The organism is Catenulispora sp. MAP12-49 (assembly GCF_041262705.1).
Lineage (GTDB): Bacteria > Actinomycetota > Actinomycetes > Streptomycetales > Catenulisporaceae > Catenulispora.
This window is the reverse complement of the sequence record NZ_JBGCCP010000012.1, coordinates 190,366-208,466: the sequence shown is the minus strand read 5'-3', so window position 1 is coordinate 208,466 and position 18,101 is coordinate 190,366. Positions and strand designations below refer to the sequence as shown.

The following is an 18,101-nucleotide window of genomic DNA, read 5'->3' as shown; positions in this document are numbered from 1 at the left end:
GCCATGCCACGCCTGCGGATCATCCTCCGCCTGGCCGCCCGGGACCTGCGCCGCCGGCGCGCCGAGGCCGTGCTGCTGTTCGTGGCCTTCACCGCCGCCACGACCACCCTGACCCTGGGACTCACCCTGGGCGGCGTCACCGACCAGCCCTACCAGCAGACGCGTACCGCCACGGCCGGGCCCGACGTCGCCGTGAACTTCTACCCGGCCAAGAACTCGGGTCAGTCCCCTGATATGAGCATGCTGGACCGCGTGCTCGGCGCCTCGGGCGTCACCGCGAAGAGCGGACCGTTCCCGACCGCGTGGACCACCTTCACCGGAAACGGCCACAGTGCTCACGCGCAGGTGGAGGGACGCACGCCCGAGGCTGTGGCGGTCGACCAGCCCAAGCCCGCCGAGGGCCACTGGCTCAGCGGTCCCGGCCAGGTGGTCCTGGAGCGCAGCTTCGCCGACGCGCTCGGCCTGAGGACCGGCACCACGATCACGTTGAACGGCAAGGCCTTCGCCGTCGTCGGGATCGCCGTCACCGCCGCCATCCCGCCCTACCCGCAGACCTGCACCGACGGCTGCGAGCAGGGCACCACCCGGCAGCAGGGCGAGAGCACCGGCCAGGTCTGGGTCGCGCCGTCCGACGCCGAGGCGCTGGCCACGCCGGCCGCCCCGCTGTACTTCCTGGCGGCGCTGAAGCTGGCCGACCCGGCCGACGCCTACACCTGGATCAACACCCACCGGCCGCCGCCGGCGCAGGGCCCGAACAGCGACGACGCCGCGCAGGTGGGCTTCAACACCTACGTCGACATCGGCACCCAGGACGCGAAGGTCGTCGACACGGTGCAGCGCGACATGCTGGTGCTGAGCTGGCTGCTCGGCCTGCTGGCGATCGCCAGCGTGGCCGTGCTGGTCGGCGGCCGGATGGCCGACCAGACCCGCCGGGTGGGGCTGCTCAAGGCCGTCGGCGCGACGCCTCGGCTGGTCGCCGCGGTGCTCCTGGCCCAGTACCTGCTGGTGGCGCTGCTGGCCACGGCGGCCGGGCTGGCCGCCGGACGGCTGGCCGCGCCGGCGCTGACGAGCCCGGGCTCCGGACTGCTCGGCACGGCGGCGACCCCGCAGCTCACGGTCAGCTCGATGGTGATCGTGGCCGCGGTGGCGGTCGGCGTGGCGGTGCTGGCCACGTTCGTCCCGGCGGTGCGCGCCGCCCGGATCAGCACGGTGCAGGCACTCGTCGCCGCCACGCGCGCCCCGCGCCGGCGGCCGCTGGCCACGGCCATTTCGGCCCGGCTGCCGGTGCCGCTGCTGATCGGTCTGCGGATCGCCGCCCGCCGGCCGCGGCGGACGCTGCTGAACGTGGCGAGCATCGCCATCACGGCCAGCGGTGTCGTCGCGGTGTTGTGCGCCCACACCCATCTGAACGCGCAGCAGTCCGGCGGCACGTCCGGCCTGGACAACCCGATGACCGACCGGATGAACCAGGTCCTGCTGGTGGTCACGGTGGCGCTGTCGGCGCTGGCCGCGATCAACGCGATCTTCATCGCCTGGGCGACGGTCTACGACGCCCGGCGCGCCTCGGCGCTGACGCGGGCGCTGGGCGCGTCCCCGTCGCAGGTGACCACGGGCATCGTGGCGGCGCAGGTGGTGCCGGCGCTGCTGGGCGGCCTGCTGGGCGTCCCCGGGGGGATCGGGCTGTTCACCGCGGTGAAGCGCGGGGAGACCACGGTGTATCCGTCGCCGGCCTGGCTGGCCGCGGTCGTGGTGGGGATCCTCGTGGCGATGGTGGTGCTGACGATCGTGCCGGGACGGATGGGCGCTCGGCGTCCGGTGGCCGAGGTGCTCCTGACGGACGCCGCGTAACCCTGTGACAAGGAGGCGTGGGCTTGGGCCCACGCCTCTTTGGTGTTCATGTCAGGGCTCGTTTACCGACGAGCGAGCATGCGGCAAGCCTCATCCAGGAACGCGAAGAACTCGTCGCTACGGCCGGGGAAGAAGTGGTCGCCGTCCAGAACCTCGAACCGGAAGCCGGCGGTGGTCTGCGCCTCCCAGGCCGCGACCGCCTCGACCGGCACCAGCGCGTCCCGGTTCCCAGCCAGGGCCAGGATCGGGGTGTCCAGCGGCGGCTCGTCGGCGTACTCGTACTCCTCGCACAGACCCACATCGGCCCGGAGCGCGGGCATGATCAGCCGCAGCAGCTTGGGATGGGCCAGTGCCTCCTCGGGCATCCCGCCGACGCGCCGCAGGAAGTCGACCATCCCCTCCGCGCCGCGCCGCCGCACCGGCAGCTGCGGCGCGGCGGCGCCGAGGACCACCAGCAGCGCGGGCGGCGGCGAGCCGGCCCGACGCAGCAGCCGCGCGGTCTCGAACGCGGCGAGCGCCCCGAAGCTGTGGCCGAGCAGAACACTGACGCCGGGGGCGACGGTGTCGACCTCCGGCGCCACGGCCTCGACGAGCGCCGCCATGTCGGTGAAGGGCTGCTCGCGCAGCCGGGTCTCGCGCCCGGGAAGCAGGATCGGGCAGATTCGCGTCCCGGGCGCGACCCGGTCCGGCCAGTGCCGGAAGGCGTTCGCCCCGCATCCGGCCGGCGGGAGGCAGTAGATGCGGGGCGACGAAACCGATGCGCGGCCGGCCGGAACCGGCGCCGTATCAGCGTTCTGCGACGATGACATGCTGTCCGAACACGTCCGCGGCGCCCTCCCCCGCCACCGGGGCCAGCGCCGCCACTCGGGCGAACCCGGCGTCGTGCAGGAGGCGGGTCCAGGTTGGCACGCCGGCCAGTGGCGAGCCGGGGATGCGCAGGCCGTCCTGGGCGCTCCACCAGCCGTCGAGGAGGCCGAAGGACATCGTGACGAACATCATCGGGGTGGTGATCTCGCGGAGGACCAGGCGGCCGCCGGGGCTCAGCAGCTGGGCGACGTTGGCCAGGGTGCGGGGGAGGTCGGCGGTGGCGTGCAGGACGTTCGCGGCGACCACCAGGTCGAAGGCGCCGGGTTCGAAGCCCTGCTCGGCGGGGTCGGCTTCAATGTCCAGGCGGTCGAAGCGCATCGTGGGGTGGTCCGCGGCGAAGCGGCGGCGGCCGTGGCGCAGGAAGCTGGCGGAGATGTCCGTGTAGGTGAAGGTGAAGCGGCCCGCGGCCGTGGCCACCGTCTCAAGGATCTGAGTCGTGGTCCCGCCGGTGCCGGCGCCGACTTCCAGGATCCGCAGCGGGCCGGCCCGGCGGGCGGCGAAGACCGGCTCGGCGACGCTCTCGGCCGCCAGCTCGTTGAGCCGGTCCGAGACCGGGTCGCCGCGGTACACGCCCTCCACCAGATCCATGTTCCAGCCCGGGAACAGGACGTTGATCGGCTTGACCTCGCCGCGCAGCAGGCGCGGGTACTCGGCCAGGCAGGCGTCGAGCAGTGCGGTCTGGGCCGTCACCTCGGGGTGGGCGGCCACGAGCGCGGCGGACTCGGCGGCCAGGTCCCGGCCGGCCAGCGCGGCGACGGGCTCGGCGGCCACGACGGCCTCGCCCTCGGCGCGTAGCAAGCCCGCCGCGAGGAGCACGTCGATCAGAACACCGAACAGCGGCCGGTGCTCGGCGGCGACGCCGAGGTCGGCGTCCAGCGCGGACCGGTCCCGGCGCTCGCCGGGCGCGGCGAAGGCGCCCATCTGCTGGAGCACCAGGGCCAGCCGGGCCGCGCTCAGCGCGTCCCGCGCGGCCCAGCCGGCGCGCAGACGCGCGCCGTCGGGGGCCGGGGCCAGGGTGCGTCCGCCCAGCGGATCCCAGACGGCGGCCGGTTTCGGTGCTGGCCCCGCAGCCGGCGCGCGGTCGACTGTCTCAATGGTCGGATTCACGGAAGTGTTCCTCCTGGTTCGCGGTGGGTTCGGGGCGTCCGGGTCAGGGCCTGGTCAGGCCTGATCAGGGCCTGGTCAGCACGAGCACGGCGTTCTGCCCGCCGAACCCGAAGGAGTTGCTCAGCGCGACCTCGACCTCGGCGGTTCTGGGGACCTTCGCGACGACGTCGAGCGCGATCGCGGGATCGAGGGCGTCGAGGTTGGCCGTCGGCGGGATGCGGCCTTCGGCGATGGTGCGGACGGTCAGGGCCGCCTCGATCGCCCCGGCCGCGCCGAGGGTGTGGCCCAGGGCGCCCTTGGCCGAGGTCAGGATCGGCCGGTCGCCGAGCAGGCGGTGCATGGTGCGGGCCTCGATCGCGTCGTTGAGCGGGGTCGAGGTGCCGTGCGCGTTGACGTGGTCGACGTCGCCGGGTGAAAGGCCCGCGTCGGCCAGGGCCGCGGTGACCGCGCGCGCCACGCCCCGGCCCTCGGGATCGGGGGACGTGGGGTGGACCGCGTCCGCCGAGGCGCCGTATCCGCTCAGCCGCGCGTGGATCCGCGCGCCGCGCGCCCGCGCGTGCTCGGTCCGCTCCAGGATCAGGACGCCGGCGCCCTCGCCGAGGACGAAGCCGTCCCGATCCGCGTCGAAGGGCCGGGACGCCGCCGCCGGGTCGCCGCGGCGTTTGGACAGCGCGCCCATCCGGCCGAACGGCGTCACCACGAGCGGGCACACGCAGGCCTCGGCGCCGCCGGCCACGACGATGTCGCAGAGCCCTGAGCGCAGCAGCTCGCGCGCCGTCCCGATCGCGGTAGCCCCCGAGGCGCACGCGGTGCAGGTGCCGAAGTTGGGGCCGCCGGCGCCGGTGGCGATGGCGATCTCGCCGGCCGCCATGTTCGGGGCGGCCAGCGGGATCAGGCGCGGGGACACGGCTGAGGGACCAGAGGCGTGGAGCTTGGCGCTCTCCCGCTCCCAGGCCGGCATGCCGCCCAGCGCGGTCCCGAGCACCACGCCGACCCGGGCCGGGTCCCACGCCGAGGTGTCCAGCGCGGCGTCGGCCAGGGCCTCGTGAGCCGCGGCCAGGGCCAGCTGGACGTGGCGGTCGAGCCGCCAGGCCACGCGGTGGCCGAGCAGCGCCTCGGCGTCGAAGTCCGGCACCCGGCAGGACATGTCGGCCGGCAGGCCGGCCAGGTCCGGGTCGGTGGCCGCGGCGGGCGTCCCGTCGCAGACCCCCTGCCAGGTCCGGGCGACGCCGACGCCGGCCGCGGTCACCAGGCCCAGGCCGGTGACGGCGACGGCGAAGCCGGGGTCGGGACCGGCCATCAGACTCGCGCGCCCTTGCTGGCCAGCAGGCTCGCGGCGGTGCGCAGCGTGTGCTGGGCGGTGAAGTCGTCGTCGCCGATCGGGACGCCGAACTCGTCCTCGGAGATGACGGCCAGCTCGACCAGACAGATCGAGTCGATCTCCAGGTCGCCGAAGGTGGCGTCGGGGTCCAGGTCCTCCGAGAGCAGGCCGAAGCGGTCGACCAGCACGGTCGCGAGGCGGTTCTCCAGGTCGGTCATCGGTTCTCCTTGTGTGGGCGGGTGACCGCCAGGGGTCACGCCGGTGGGATCGCACGGCCGCGTCCTCGCGCGGCCGCGCCGGTTATGCCGGTTGTACTTGTTGCGCTGATTACGCCGGGCGTGCTGGTTATGCCGACCGCGTTGGTGGCGCCGGTCGCGCGCCGATCTCAGTGCCCTGCCAGGTCCGGCCAGACCAGTGCCGCCGAGCCCCAGGCGGCGCCGCCGCCGAAGGCCGTCATCAGGACCCGGTGGCCGGGCCGGAGCGTGCCCTGGGCCGCGGCGTCGGCCAGGGCCAGCGGGATGGAGGCCGAGGCGGTGTTGCCGACCTTGGCGATGTTCGAGGCCCGACAGGCGGCCGCGATGCCCAGACGCTCGCCGAGCGCCTCGGTGATGCGGGCGTTGGCCTGGTGCGCCACCAGGAGGTCGACGTCGTCGGCGCTCCAGCCGGCGCGGGCCAGGACCGTGCGGGAGGAGGCGGTCATCCGCTCCACGGCGATGCGGAAGACCGTGCGGCCGCGCATCGTGAAGTACGGCGAGGCCTGGCCGTCCGGCGTCCCGGCCGGCCGCAGCGAGCCGCCGCCGGGGATCATGATCAGCTCGGCCTGGGTGCCGTCGCTGCCCAGGTCGATCGGGCCCAGCGCGCCGGGCTCGCCGGCCGTGCCGCGGCGCAGCACCACCGCGCCCGCACCGTCGCCGAAGATCACGCGGGTGGCGCGGTCGGCGGGGTCCGTGATGGTGCTGAAGGTGTCGGCGGCGATCAGCAGGACCCGTTCGGCGCCGGTCGCGATGGCGCCGGCGGCGACCCAGAGCCCGTAGACGAACCCGCTGCACACCGCCGCGACGTCGAAGGCCGCGATCCCGCCGAGGCCGAGCCGGGCGGCCACGTCCGGCGCGGTGGCCGGGCACGGCCGGTCCGGCGTCGCCGTGGCCAGCACGACGGCGTCGACGGCGGAGGCCTCGGCGGACTTCAGGGCCCGCGCGCCGGCCTCGGCCGCCAGGTCGGCGGTCGCCGTCCCGGGTTCGACCACATGCCGCTGCCGAATCCCGGTGCGGCTGAAGATCCACTGGTCGGAGGTGTCCAGCTCGCGGGTCAGCTCCTCGTTGGTGACGACCCGCGGCGGGACGTAGGCGCCCAACCCGGCCAGGACCGCGGCAGGCGGGCCGGGCGTCGGCGGGCCGGGCGTCGGCGCGCCGGGTACGGGATTCATCGGCTCCCCCGCTCTCAGCCGGTCGCGGCGGCGGCCGCGTACTCGTACAGGACGCCCAGGACGTCGCCGACGCTCTTCTCGGCGAAGGTGTAGAAGTCCAGCGCCCGCAGGTCGAACTCGATCCCCAGCCCGTCCTCGATCATGGTCAGCCACTCGATGGACTGCAGCGAGTCCAGCCCGAGGGTCCCGAAGACGACGCCGGCGTCCAGATCGCGGCGGCCGGAGATCTCGGCCAGCATCCCGACGGCTTCGGGGACGGATATCTCACTCATCGCGGTGTCTCCCTTGTTCGCAGTTCGCGGTTCGCGGTTCGCAGTTCGCAGTTCGCAGTTCGCGGTTCGCAGTGTCCTGTCATGTCCACGCACCCCGCCCGTAGAGGCGGTTCATCCCCATCCGGCAGGCCCGGCCCAGCTCCTGCCACCGCGCCTCGCCGAGTTCGGCCCGGACCGCCCGGGGCGCGGCGATCCCGGCGGCCCCGACCGCCTCGCGCCGGCTGTCGCGGTCGACGCCGAGAAAGTCGAAGAGCCCTGCGACGCTGGCGTCGGGCCGTTCCACCAGATCGCGGTAGTCCAGTTCGTGCAGCCGCGCGTCCTTGGGCAGCGCGGGCATCCCGGCGGCCACCATCGCCGACCACATGAGCCCGTAGCGCGCGATCGGGACCTGATGGGCCGCGAAGGCCTCGGCGGTGATCCGGTCCGGGGTGAGTGCGGCCAGCGCCGGGTCAGCCGGGATGCCGTCCGTGACACCGGGCCCGGGCCCGGGCCGCCGGCCGGCCGTGACACCGGGCCCTGATTCGCCGTACGGGTCGTGGCCGAGTGCCGCGGCGAGTTGGGCCTGCATCGCGGTGAACTTGAAGCGCGGGTGCCGGCTCATCGACGCCGCGCACTCACGGCCGTCCCGGTACATATGGACGACCTGCGCCTCGGGGAACAGCCGCAGCAGCGCCGCGGCGCTGCCCAGCGATCCACCGGACCGCTCGACCACGACCGAGGGCCTCCGGTCCCCGGCCAGGACGTCGAACAGCCAGCGCAGATGCCGCGACAGCGGCTGCCTTCCCCGGCGCGGCGTCGCCGCCTCCAGCTTCGCGTACAGATCGTCCGGCCGGTCGGTCAGATGCGGGAGCGTCACGCCGAGCAGCGGCGGGAGATCGGCGGGCCAGGCGAACCGGCTCGCGCCCTCGCGCGGCTCGAACAGCGGGTAGAGGACCTCCGGGGCGATCTTCCAGCGCTGCAACACCGCGTCGGCGGGCAGCGGGCGGCTCAGGAAGTCCCAGAACTGCGCCCCGTCCAGGTCGCGCTCGGTGAGGTCCCGGCCCCGCAGGCCGGCGAAGAGCTCTGAGACGCTCAGGATGTCCGGATGGCCGGCCAGCACGTCGGACAGGGCCGTGGAGCCGCAGCGCCCGGTTCCCAGCACCAGGCAGATCCGCATCCCGCGAGCAGGTGGTGAGCCCGCCGCACCGTCGCGGCCCGCGCTACCGGTGGCCATCGCCGGGCTCCCAGTCCACCATGAGCCGCACCAGGCCGCGCGTGGCCAGACCGTCCTTCCAGACCACCGGGTCCGGGGTGTCCGCCAGGCGCAGCGTCGGGAAGCGGGCGAACAGCCGGGTCAGGACGACCTGGAGCTGGAGCCGGGCCAGCGGCGCGCCGAGGCAGCGGTGCGTGCCGTGCCCGAAGGCCAGGTGAACCGGGTCGCGGCCGTCCAGGGCCAGCCGGTCCGGTTCGGGGAACACCGCCGCGTCCCGGTTCCCGTCGAGCATCGACACCACGACGGCTTCCCCGGCCTGCACGGTGACGCCGCCGACCGGTACCGGCTCGACGGCGACCCGGGGGAAGGTCACGACCGAGGCGGAGTTCAGCCGCAGCAGCTCCTCCACGACGGTCGGCACCGATTCCGGCTTGTCGCGCAGGATCCGCGCGGTCTCCGGGTCGTTCAGCAACGCCAGCACCGCGAGGGTGATCTGGCCGATGGTCGACTCGAAGCCGGCCATCAGCAGCGTCAGTCCCATGGTGTGCAGCTCTGAACGCGTCAGGCCGCCGCGCTCGTGCTCGGCGATCAGGACGCTGAGGAGGTCCTCGCCGGGCCGGCGGCGCTTGCCGGCCAGCAGCCTGGTCATGTACCGGGCCAGCTCCAGCCGGCGGCGCGCGCCGTCCTCGGGCGTGGCCTCGATGTCGAACAGCACGCTGACGCAGTCCCGGAACCGGTCGATGTCGTCGGCCGGCACGCCGAGCAGTCCGCACATGACGGCGATCGGCAGGTGCGTCGCGGGCCCGGCGGCGAAGTCCAGCGGCGGTCCGGCCGCCGCCATCAGGGCCAGCTGCTCGTCGACCAGGTTCTCGACCAGCGGGGTGAGCGCGGCGATGCGCTGCGCGGAGAAGGCGCGGGCGGTGACGCGGCGCAGCCGGGCGTGGTCCGAGCCGTCCATGCTCATGACCGACTCCGGCACCGGCTGGGTGTCCAGGAACTTCGGGGCCTGCGGTGCCACGGCGCGCGACCGGCTGAACCGCCGGTCGGAGAGCACCAGGCGGGCCAGCGCGTAGTCGCGGACCAGCCACATGCGGTCGCCGGCCGGAGTGACGATCGGTGCGATCGGCTCCGGCGCGGTCCGCAGCATGTCGGGCATCGGCCCCAGCAGGCGGATGTCGTGCGGATTCACCAGCGGGCTCCCTTGGTCGCTCGGCGGCGCCCCCGCCCGGGCGGTGTGGCGCCGGGCCCGTCGGGGCAGGCCGCGCCACCGAGAGTAGGTCGGGGGGCCGTTGCCGGGTCAATGTCAGAGCACGGACGTTCAACCGGCCCGGCGCCGCAGTTGAACGCCCCCGCGGACGGGCCGCGCACCCGGAGCGGATCAGAGTATTGAGCCGCTTTCCGGCGCTGTGCCATCGTGGGCCGGACCGTGCCCGGCACGGATCGCCTCCAGATCGGCCGACTTCCAGATGGGCGTTGATGCGCAGTGGACATCGTGGACATCGAGAACATCATGGATATCGGGGATTCCGGGAACACCGCGGTCGTCGTCACCGGCTTCGGCGCCGTCACGCCGGTGGGCGCGGACGCGCCGTCGGCGTGGAAGGCGATGCTGGCCGGGCAGTCCGGGGTGCGGACCCTGCCGCAGGAGACCACGGCCGGCTTGCAGGTGCGGATCGGCGCGCCGGCCGACATCGACCTCGCGGCGGTCATCCCGAGCTCGCGGCTGCGGACCATGGACCGCTGCGCGGGGCTGGCGCTGACGGCCGCGCTGGAGGCGTGGCGGCACGCGGGGCTGCCGGAGGTGGACCCCGAGCGGCTCGCCGTCTCGGTCGGCACCGGCATCGGCGGGTTCAGCACGACCGTCTCGGTCCTGGACACCTTCCGGGAGCGCGGCTGGCGCCGGCTCTCGCCGTTCAGCGCGCCCATGCTGATGCCGAACAGCCCGGCCGCCTGGATCGGCATCGAACTCGATGCCCGCGCCGGCGTCCACACCTCGGTGAGTGCCTGCGCGTCCGGCGCGGAGGCCATCGGATACGGCATGGAGATGATCCGCTCGGGACGGGCCGACGTCGTGGTGGCCGGCGGTGCCGAGGCCATGATCACCCCGGAGCTGCTGGGGATGTTCTCCGCGATGCAGGCGCTGTCGCTGCGCAACGACGAGCCGGAGCGGGCTTCGCGGCCCTTCGACCGGGACCGGGACGGCTTCGTGCTCGGCGAGGGCGCCGGCATCCTGGTGTTGGAGTCGGCCGCGCACGCGGCCCGGCGCGGCGCCGAGGTGCTGGCCGTCGCCGCCGGCGTCGGCTTCTCGGCGGACGCGCACCACATCACCGCTCCCCACCCCGAGGGTTCCGGACTTGCTCTGGCCATGCGCAACGCATTGGCCGACGCGCGGGCGACGGCGCAGGACGTGGTCCACGTGAACGCGCACGCGACGTCGACGCGCGCGGGCGACGCCGCCGAGGCCGCCGCGGTGCGCGCCGAGCTCGGCGCGCACCGCGGCGACCGGCGGCCGGTGGTGTCCGCGACGAAATCGATGACCGGCCATCTGGTCGGGGCGGCCGGCGCGGTCGAGGCCGTGGCCGCGATCTGCGCGCTGCGCGACGGGCTCGCGCCGCCCACGATCAACCTCGACGAGCCCGATCCGTCGACGGCGGCCGGACTCGACATCGCGACCGAACCGCGGCGGTTGCCGGTCGCCGCGGGACGGAGTGTGGCGCTGAGCAACTCCTCCGGTTTCGGCGGGCACAACGTGTCGCTGGCCTTTCGGACCGTGGGCTGAACCACGTCCGAGTGGGCTGGGCTGGGTTGGGCTGGGCACCACCAGGCCGACTGCCGAACGGTCTGGCGGTGCCCGCGGCCCGGGCGCCTGCCGTCAGCCCGAGCCTTCGAACTCATCGGCCACCGAGAGCCACGCCTTGGCGCACTCCCGGGCGACGGCGGCCAGGGTCGGCCGCCAGTGCGGGGGTACGGCCCGCACCGCTTGGTCGGCCTGGCCCTGGACGACGACCCGCGTGTCGAACCAGCGGATCAGGGCTCTGCCGGACTGGGAGTAGCGCAGCGTCGGATCGTGCCGCAGCCCTTTGAGCGCCGCGGAGACGTCCACGCCCGGCACGTCGGCCGGCGCGGTGTGCCGCCGCTCGGGTACCGGCGGCTCTCCGGCCTGCAGACGGAGCCGTACGTCGCGGGCGGTGCCCACCGAGATGCCCGCCTCGCGGGCGATCTCGCGGAGCGAGGCCTGCGGCCGCCGGGCGATGATCTCGGCGGCCGCCAGCCGGCCCTGGACCCCCGACAGGGGACGGACCCGGCCGTCGGCGCCGAGGCGTTCGCGGCCCGCGGTCCCGGTTTGCAGACCGGCCCGGATGTCCGCGACGGTCCGCGCCGCCAAGCCCGTGGTGCGTGCGATCGCCCGATCGGACAGCCGCGGGTGCGACCCCATGATGCGGGCCGCCGCCGTGCGCCGGTCCTCGGCCGACAACGGCAGGCCGTGGGCCACGTTCGAGCTGACCCCCAGCCGGAACGCGTCCTCCCGGCTGCCGTCGAAGAACTGGACGGCGATCAGCTCCTGGTCCTTCGTGCGGGCCACGGTGAGCCGGTGCATGCCGTCCACGACGCGCATCGGCGGTCCCCGGTGCACCACGATCGGCGGCAGCGGCGCCTCGATCTCGGCCAGGGCCCGCAGATGGACCGGATCGAGCCCGGCCGTCCGCGGGGAGTCCGCGTCGCACAAGTCCGCCACCGGCACCAGGACGATCTCGGCGCCGTACTCGACCGAGCCCGCCGCGGGACTCCACTCCGCCGCGGCCCCGTCCCCGCCGGCGGCCCGGATCCCGTGCAGGGAACCGGCGAAGAAGCGGTCCCCGACAGAACTCTGCCACGGTGCGGGCTCCACGGCCCGGGCCGGGTCCACCGGATTGTTGGAAACAGTGTTCACAATTCCCCGTCCCCCAGTCTGAGCATGAACAGGACATCGGCTGCCTCGTCGGAGCGGCACAGGACACTGAATCCGGCGAGCTCGGGGAACTTGGCGACCGCCCGGCCGCACAGGTCCAGCGCCGTCTCGCACTCGGCCATGCCCGCACCGCGGTGGAAGAGCACCACGTCCACGGCCCCGTCCCCGTCCGGAACATCCCGGGCCATCGCGTGCTCCAGCCGGTGCTCGGCCGTGGCGACCGCCTTCAGCATGCCGACCAGTTCGGCGCTGTCGAGCGCCGGTACCCGTGACCCCGTTCCCGGCAGCAGCCGGAGCACGACAACCTGCATAGCCAACTCATCCCCAGCAGCTGGTACAGGCCGGGTCGCCGTCCGACGCGGGCGGCGTGTCGTCGGACCGGACGACGGAGGCGGTCCCGGTCCCGGTCCCGGTCCGGCCGGCGGCGGTGGCCGAGGCGGCGCCGGCCCCCAGCAGCATGCCGGACGCCGCGATCACCGCAATAAACAGCTTGAGAAAAGACATGACAACTCCTGTGTATACAGGTCGCCGTGAAGGGCGATCTCAGCCAAGTGGGGGCGGCGGACTCCGGAGGTGGAGCCCTCACTACAGCGAGTGTGTGGGACCCGGCGATCGTCGCGACAGGCCTGCGACCAGGCACTTTCAAGCCATGGCAGCTTGGTGCCACGGGCCCGCGCGGCCGCGGCGGGCGCCGCGCGGCCGAGCCGAAATTGTTCGGGTCCTGATATCTACTGCTGAGACATTCTTGCCCAGCTCGCAAGGCTTCGGAATAATCCCGCATGGGGAGGAAGCGATGAACGGGGGAGTTTGTTGTGCTCAAACAACTTGGTCTGAGCGAAAACGATGAACGGGTTTACTGGTCCCTTCTCACGGACCCCGACCTCGGCGTCGCCGATCTGGCCACGGAGCTCGTGCTCACCGAGGGCGAAGTCCGGCTCGCGCTGGAGCATCTCGGCGAGCTGACCCTCCTGCGCAGCTCCCGCGACACCCCCGGCAGACTGCGCCCGGTCAGTCCCGAATACGGCCTGCGGATCCTGCTGGCCCACCAGGAGGCCGAGCTGGAGGAACGCCGGCGCGAGATCGCCGCGAGCCGGGTCTCGGTCCAGCAGATGGTCGAGCAGTACTCCGACCTGCGGCGCAAGAACACCCAGCTGGAGATCGAGCAGATCGTCGGCCTGGACGCGGTCCAGGCCCGCATGGAGGAGATCATCCACGACGCCCAGACCGACTGCCGCTCCGCGGTCCCGGGCGGACCGGTCGCCCAGGAGGTCCTGACCGCCGCACGCCCCTTGGACGAAGCCCTGTTCCACCGCGGCATCCATCAGCGGGTCCTCTACCAGGAGGCGGTCCGGGCCAGCCCCCACACCGTCGAGTACGGCCGCTGGATGATCGACAACGGCGCGGAGGTCCGCACCTTCCCGGTCCTGCCCCCGCGCATGCTCATCGTCGACAGCTCGACCGCCCTGGTCCCGTCGGCTCCGGACGCCCCGGCGCTCGGCGCCGTGTGCGTCAGGGCGCCGGGGATCGTCTCGGCACTGATAGCGCTGTTCGAACAGACCTGGCAGCTCGCCACGCCGCTGGCCGAGCCGGACGCGCCGGACAGTTCCGGCGGCCTGTCCCCCACCGAGCGCGCACTGCTCTCGATGCTCGCACGAGGGATGACTGATGAGGCCGCTGCCAAGCGGCTGGGCGTCTCGCTGCGGACGGTACGCCGGCGGATGGACGAGTTGATGGCCCGGCTCAACGCGCACAGCCGGTTCGAGGCCGGACTCAAGGCCGGTAAGCGGGGATGGCTGGAGTGAAGCCGGGCACCGGCCGGCGGATTTGAGGGCTGGTCCGGTGTCGAAACCGCCGCTTGACCAAAGCGCTTCAAGCGGTCACCGGAACACCGGCGCCGGCATTCCCGTACCGCTGCCCGGAAGGTGTTCAACCGGCATTCCGGACGCAGTTGAACACGCCGCGGATATCACACTTCTCGATAGCCGCCAACAGATTCTCGTGGAAGTTGTCAGGGCACGGATTCACCATTCCGCAAGCCTTGTCGGGTTTCACAGAGGCCTGCGAGCCTGGGAATGCGATTTCACGATCCCACGAGAACCCAGGAGAAACACTGTGAACAAGCTCATCCGTCTTGCCGCCGTTCTCGCCGGCGCCGGTGCGCTGGCCCTGCCGACCGCTGCCGTGTCCAACGCCGCCTCGGCGCGTCCGGCCGACGCGGCGTGTGTCGTCGTCAACGGCTCGAACGCCTACGGGACCGGCACCATCTCCCTGTGTCCGCAGTCCGACGGCACCACGCACGCCACCGGGAACATCACCCCGCTCCTGCACAGCGACTGGATAGACAACAACTGCATCGCCTGGGACGTCCTGGAGGGCCCCACGCACTCGCAGCTCGAGACCACGGTCTGCCCCGGTCCCGCCGGCACCACCAACGTGACCACTCCCTTCGACTTCTCCTTCACCCCCGAAGCCGCCATCACCGGCGCGCAGATCGTCCACGTCGACGTGTGACGTGCCGCTGGGTGCCCCCGCTCGGGTCACCGGGCAGGGGCACCCGCGTCGGTGTCGGTGGGGGGCCAGCACCACCATCGGGAGTGAGGCCTGCGGGATGGTTCTCCCCCGATGTGCCCGAATACGGTTGACGCGTGCCTCCCACCGAACCGACCACCCGACCGACGACGCAGCAGACCGCGCAGGAGACCACGCAGGAGAACCTCCGAGCCCGCTGGGCGCAGGCGGGCAAGGACGCCCTCTTCCTCATCACCGGCGTGCCGCTGTGGGCGGCGGCGATGCTCGCGCTCCTGGTCTGGAGCCAGCCTGTCCTGTCGCTGCTGACCTCGGGCATCGAACTGGACGTCGCCCGCTTCGCCGTCAGCGTGGTCGTGATCCTGGGCCTGCTGCCCGTGCTGGCCCCGAGCCTGACCGGGTGGCAGCGCCGGCGCTTCGCCGGGCGCGGCCTGGAGATCCTCGACGTCGAGACGCCGCCCCTGCGCGCGGGACTGCGCCGAGCGCTGCGCTCGGAGGCCCGGTGGCGCCAGACCGCCTATCACGGGCTCGCCGGCCCCCTCATCGGCCTGGCCCTGGTGGCCCTGGCCGGCATCATCGGCATCAGCGGCCTGCTGGTGTTCCAGGTCCCGGCCCACATCCTCGGACTGGGCCACTACCACCGGGACTTCCACGACCAGAAGTTCTGGTCCCAGGTCATCGCCCTCACGGTGTCGCTGGCCGCGGCCTGCTACGCACCGCGCATCCTCAGTGCTCTCGCCCACGCCGACGAGACCGCCGCGCGGCGGCTGCTGGGCCCGAGCGAGACGATCGTTCTGGCCGAGCGCGTACAAACGCTGTCCGACAGCCGCGCCGCCACGGTCGAGGCCGCCGACGCCGAACGCCGCCGCATCGAGCGGGACCTGCACGACGGTGCGCAGCAACGTCTGGCGTCCCTGGCCGTGCATCTGGGTATTGCCCGCAAGACGCTCAAGGACGTCACGCCCGAGGCCATGTCCGTCATCATCGACGCCCACGAGCAGGTCAAGGAAGCCATGGCGGAGATCCGCAACCTGGTGCGCGGCCTGCACCCGCCGGTCCTGGACGACCGCGGCCTGGACGCCGCGCTGTCCGGCGTGGCCGCGCGCTCCGCGGTCCCGGTACGGCTGACCGTCGGCTCCACCGGGCCGCTGAGCGCCTCGGTGGAGACCGTCGCCTACTTCGTGGTCTCCGAGGCGCTGGCCAACGTGGTCAAACACTCCCGGGCGAAACAAGCGGCGGTCGACGTGACCCGAAGGGACGGCCGGCTGTTGATCCAGGTGAGCGACGACGGAGTGGGAGGGGCGGACGCTCAAGGCGGCACCGGCCTGACCGGGCTGGCGCAGCGAGTCGCCTCGGTGGACGGACGCCTCCGGCTGACCTCACCGAGCGGCGGACCGACTATCCTGACCGCCGAGCTGCCCTGCGGGGCGTGAACCCGCTCGGCGGCCGGACAGAACGACTTTTCCAGGGAGAATCATGCGCGTGGTGATCGCGGACGACTCGGTCCTCATCCGCGCCGGGGTGGTCCGGGTGCTGGAGCTGGCCGGCCACGACGTGGTCGCGGAGACCGGCGACGGCGTGACGCTGCTCGCGGCGGTCGAGCAGCACCGGCCGGACGCGGTGGTGGCCGACGTCCGCATGCCCCCGACGTTCAAGGACGAGGGCATCGTCGCGGCGGTCCAGATCCGCGAACGCTTCCCGGCCACGGCGGTCCTGGTCCTGTCCCAGTTCGTCGAGGAACGGTACGCGACCGACCTGCTGGCCCGCGACACCACCCGGGTCGGCTACCTGCTCAAGGACCGGGTCGCCGACATCGACTCCTTCATCGAGGCCCTGGAGCGCGTCGCCGCCGGCGGCACCGCCCTGGACCCCGAGGTCGTGGCCCAACTCCTGATCCGCCGCCCCGCCGACCCGCTGGACCGCCTCACCCCGCGCGAGCGCGATGTGCTGGCGCTGATGGCCGAGGGCCGCGCCAACGCCGCGATCTCGGACGTCCTGTCGGTCAGCGAGAGCGCGGTGGGCAAGCACATCAACAACATCTTCACGAAGCTGGACCTGCAGCCCGACGACCTGGGTCACCGCCGGGTCCTGGCCGTGCTGCGGTACCTGTCGGCCTGAGCGGGCTCCGGCTGCGTTGTTCAACCGCTGTCGGTCGGCGCTTGAACAACCATCAGCACACTGACACCACCCGTCACTCGTGAACACCCCCGTCCCTGCTGAAGACTCGGGACGGTAGCAGGCACGCCATGTCCCGGCGTGCGACGGGAGGCTCACATGCGTTCGCTCGATGTTCCCGCGCCCAGACCCGCAGAACACGCCGACGGGGAGGTCGCCCGGTCCGCCGGTGCGGTGTTCGGCGGCACCGCGCCCACCACGTCCACCACGTCCACCACGTTCACCGCGTCCACCACGTTCACCGCGTCCCCCGCGTCCTCCGGCCTCGGCGACGTGGTCCACATCCCGGTGGCCGCGCTCCTGCCCGGGGAGTCCCCCCGCCTCGACGGCCAGAACGACGCCCACGTGGCCCGGCTCGCCGAGATCGACGGACCCCTGCCGCCGATCCTCGTCGACCGGCGTTCGATGCGGGTCATCGACGGCACGCACCGGCTCATGGCCGCCGCGCTGCGCGGGTGGGAGACCATCGCCGTCCGCTTCTACGACGGGGACACCGAGGACGCCTTCCTGCACGCGGTCGAGGCCAACGTGCGGCACGGGTTCCCGCTCTCTCAGGCCGACCGGCGGGCCGCCGCGGCCCGGATCATCACGACCCACCCGCACCTGTCGGACCGGGCCATCGCCCAGGTCGCGGGCCTGGGGGCGAAGACGGTGGCCGCCGTCCGGCGGCAGTCCGGCGACGGGAGCGCGCAGGTGGAGGCGCGCGTCGGACGGGACGGACGGGTCCGGCCGCTCAACGCCGAGGAGGGCCGGCTCAAGGCGGCCGAGGTACTGACCGAGAACCCTGACATGCCGCTGCGGGAGGTGGCGCGGGTCGCCGGCGTCTCCCCGGCGACGGCCGGAGACGTCCGCAAGCGGCTGGAGCGCGGCGACCTGCCCGCGCCGCAGCGGGCCACCCGGAACACCGGCGGGCCGCGCGTGCCGCCGGTGGCACCGGCCGCGGTCCTGGGCAAGCTGATGCGGGATCCCTCGCTGCGCCACAAGCAGGAGGGGCGGCGGCTCCTGCGCCTGGTGCACGACTGCGCGCTGAGCGGCGGGGACTGGAACGACATGCTGACGTCCGTGCCCGCGCATTGCACGGCGCTCGTACGGCAGCTCGCGCTTCAGTACGCGCAGGACTGGACGCGCTTTGCCCAGGAGCTGGACGACCGGGTCAAAGCCGAGGCGGGAACATAACGAGCAGAGGACTGACCCCCGGACGTTCCCACCCCCGAACCAGGGCCGCACCAGCCCATACTGAGGCGGCCCTTCGGCGCCCCGGCTCCCCCCGGCCGGGGCGCACCCCTTTCCCCGCCGGCCCGGACCGCCCCGGACGGACCCGCACCAACCCGCTCCGGCCCGCACAGCAAGGCCGCCGCCGGATTACTCCGACGGCGGCCTGGGCGCCTGGTCACGGTGGCGGCTGAGGAGATCGTGCG

General features: G+C 73.4%; 18 protein-coding genes. 7 read left to right on the top strand and 11 right to left on the bottom strand.

All coding sequences use genetic code 11. The annotated features are described in order from the left end of the window. Positions 1-3: 3 nt before the first annotated feature. A complete protein-coding gene (locus tag ABIA35_RS22995) occupies positions 4-1,848 on the top strand; it encodes an FtsX-like permease family protein (RefSeq protein WP_370345249.1) in 1,845 nt (614 codons plus the stop codon). A 62-nt stretch (positions 1,849-1,910) separates the two neighbouring features. Here ABIA35_RS22995 and ABIA35_RS22990 read toward each other — a convergent pair whose 3' ends face one another. From ABIA35_RS22990 to ABIA35_RS22955, 8 genes are all read right to left on the bottom strand, one after another. Then, complete coding sequence (locus ABIA35_RS22990; RefSeq protein ID WP_370359255.1) at positions 1,911-2,657, bottom strand: thioesterase II family protein; 747 nt, start codon at positions 2,655-2,657, stop codon at positions 1,911-1,913. Next, positions 2,635-3,822: a class I SAM-dependent methyltransferase gene (locus ABIA35_RS22985; protein ID WP_370359254.1), complete on the bottom strand. Its 1,188-nt coding sequence runs from the start codon at positions 3,820-3,822 to the stop codon at positions 2,635-2,637. The genes ABIA35_RS22990 and ABIA35_RS22985 overlap by 23 nt, the downstream gene beginning before the upstream one ends. A 64-nt stretch (positions 3,823-3,886) precedes the next feature. Further along, positions 3,887-5,122, bottom strand: coding sequence for a beta-ketoacyl synthase (locus tag ABIA35_RS22980; RefSeq protein WP_370359253.1), 1,236 nt, complete (start codon positions 5,120-5,122; stop codon positions 3,887-3,889). Further along, a complete protein-coding gene (locus tag ABIA35_RS22975; RefSeq protein ID WP_370345253.1) occupies positions 5,122-5,361 on the bottom strand; it encodes an acyl carrier protein in 240 nt (79 codons plus the stop codon). The genes ABIA35_RS22980 and ABIA35_RS22975 overlap by 1 nt, the downstream gene beginning before the upstream one ends. 167 nt (positions 5,362-5,528) lie before the next feature. After that, a complete protein-coding gene (locus ABIA35_RS22970) occupies positions 5,529-6,569 on the bottom strand; it encodes a beta-ketoacyl-ACP synthase III (protein ID WP_370359252.1) in 1,041 nt (346 codons plus the stop codon). Positions 6,570-6,583: 14 nt separating this feature from the next. Continuing rightward, positions 6,584-6,841: an acyl carrier protein gene (locus ABIA35_RS22965; protein WP_370359251.1), complete on the bottom strand. Its 258-nt coding sequence runs from the start codon at positions 6,839-6,841 to the stop codon at positions 6,584-6,586. A gap of 79 nt (positions 6,842-6,920) precedes the next feature. Next, positions 6,921-8,054, bottom strand: coding sequence for a sulfotransferase (locus tag ABIA35_RS22960; RefSeq protein ID WP_370345256.1), 1,134 nt, complete (start codon positions 8,052-8,054; stop codon positions 6,921-6,923). Further along, complete coding sequence (locus ABIA35_RS22955) at positions 8,041-9,222, bottom strand: cytochrome P450 (protein WP_370345257.1); 1,182 nt, start codon at positions 9,220-9,222, stop codon at positions 8,041-8,043. The genes ABIA35_RS22960 and ABIA35_RS22955 overlap by 14 nt, the downstream gene beginning before the upstream one ends. A 321-nt stretch (positions 9,223-9,543) precedes the next feature. Here ABIA35_RS22955 and ABIA35_RS22950 point away from each other — a divergent pair, with 321 nt between their 5' ends. Beyond that, entirely contained in the window at positions 9,544-10,812 is a 1,269-nt protein-coding gene (locus tag ABIA35_RS22950) for a beta-ketoacyl synthase (RefSeq protein ID WP_370359262.1), read from the top strand. A 93-nt stretch (positions 10,813-10,905) separates the two neighbouring features. Here ABIA35_RS22950 and ABIA35_RS22945 read toward each other — a convergent pair whose 3' ends face one another. From ABIA35_RS22945 to ABIA35_RS22935, 3 genes are read right to left on the bottom strand one after another with little or no spacing between them, the layout of a single operon-like run. Further along, a complete protein-coding gene (locus ABIA35_RS22945) occupies positions 10,906-11,964 on the bottom strand; it encodes a hypothetical protein (RefSeq protein ID WP_370359250.1) in 1,059 nt (352 codons plus the stop codon). Then, on the bottom strand, positions 11,961-12,293 hold the full coding sequence (locus tag ABIA35_RS22940; RefSeq protein WP_370345259.1) for a hypothetical protein: 333 nt from the start codon (positions 12,291-12,293) through the stop codon (positions 11,961-11,963). The genes ABIA35_RS22945 and ABIA35_RS22940 overlap by 4 nt, the downstream gene beginning before the upstream one ends. 7 nt (positions 12,294-12,300) lie before the next feature. Next, positions 12,301-12,486, bottom strand: a complete 186-nt coding sequence (locus ABIA35_RS22935; protein ID WP_370359249.1) for a hypothetical protein — start codon at positions 12,484-12,486, stop codon at positions 12,301-12,303. A 308-nt stretch (positions 12,487-12,794) separates the two neighbouring features. On the opposite strand from ABIA35_RS22935, the gene ABIA35_RS22930 reads away from it, so the two are divergent. The 5 genes from ABIA35_RS22930 to ABIA35_RS22910 all read left to right on the top strand — a co-directional run bounded on the left by ABIA35_RS22930 (position 12,795) and on the right by ABIA35_RS22910 (position 17,859). Then, positions 12,795-13,784 (top strand): LuxR C-terminal-related transcriptional regulator, encoded by a 990-nt coding sequence (locus ABIA35_RS22930; protein WP_370359248.1) that lies wholly within the window; start codon positions 12,795-12,797, stop codon positions 13,782-13,784. A gap of 310 nt (positions 13,785-14,094) precedes the next feature. Then, positions 14,095-14,493 (top strand): hypothetical protein, encoded by a 399-nt coding sequence (locus tag ABIA35_RS22925; RefSeq protein WP_370359247.1) that lies wholly within the window; start codon positions 14,095-14,097, stop codon positions 14,491-14,493. Positions 14,494-14,627: 134 nt separating this feature from the next. Further along, the gene (locus ABIA35_RS22920) at positions 14,628-15,941 is read left to right on the top strand and encodes a histidine kinase (RefSeq protein WP_370359246.1); all 1,314 of its coding nucleotides are present in this window, start codon (positions 14,628-14,630) and stop codon (positions 15,939-15,941) included. Positions 15,942-15,984: 43 nt separating this feature from the next. Further along, positions 15,985-16,626 (top strand): response regulator, encoded by a 642-nt coding sequence (locus ABIA35_RS22915; RefSeq protein ID WP_370345264.1) that lies wholly within the window; start codon positions 15,985-15,987, stop codon positions 16,624-16,626. Between the two features lie 156 nt (positions 16,627-16,782). After that, the gene (locus ABIA35_RS22910; protein WP_370359245.1) at positions 16,783-17,859 is read left to right on the top strand and encodes a ParB/RepB/Spo0J family partition protein; all 1,077 of its coding nucleotides are present in this window, start codon (positions 16,783-16,785) and stop codon (positions 17,857-17,859) included. The last annotated feature ends 242 nt before the right edge of the window (positions 17,860-18,101 follow it).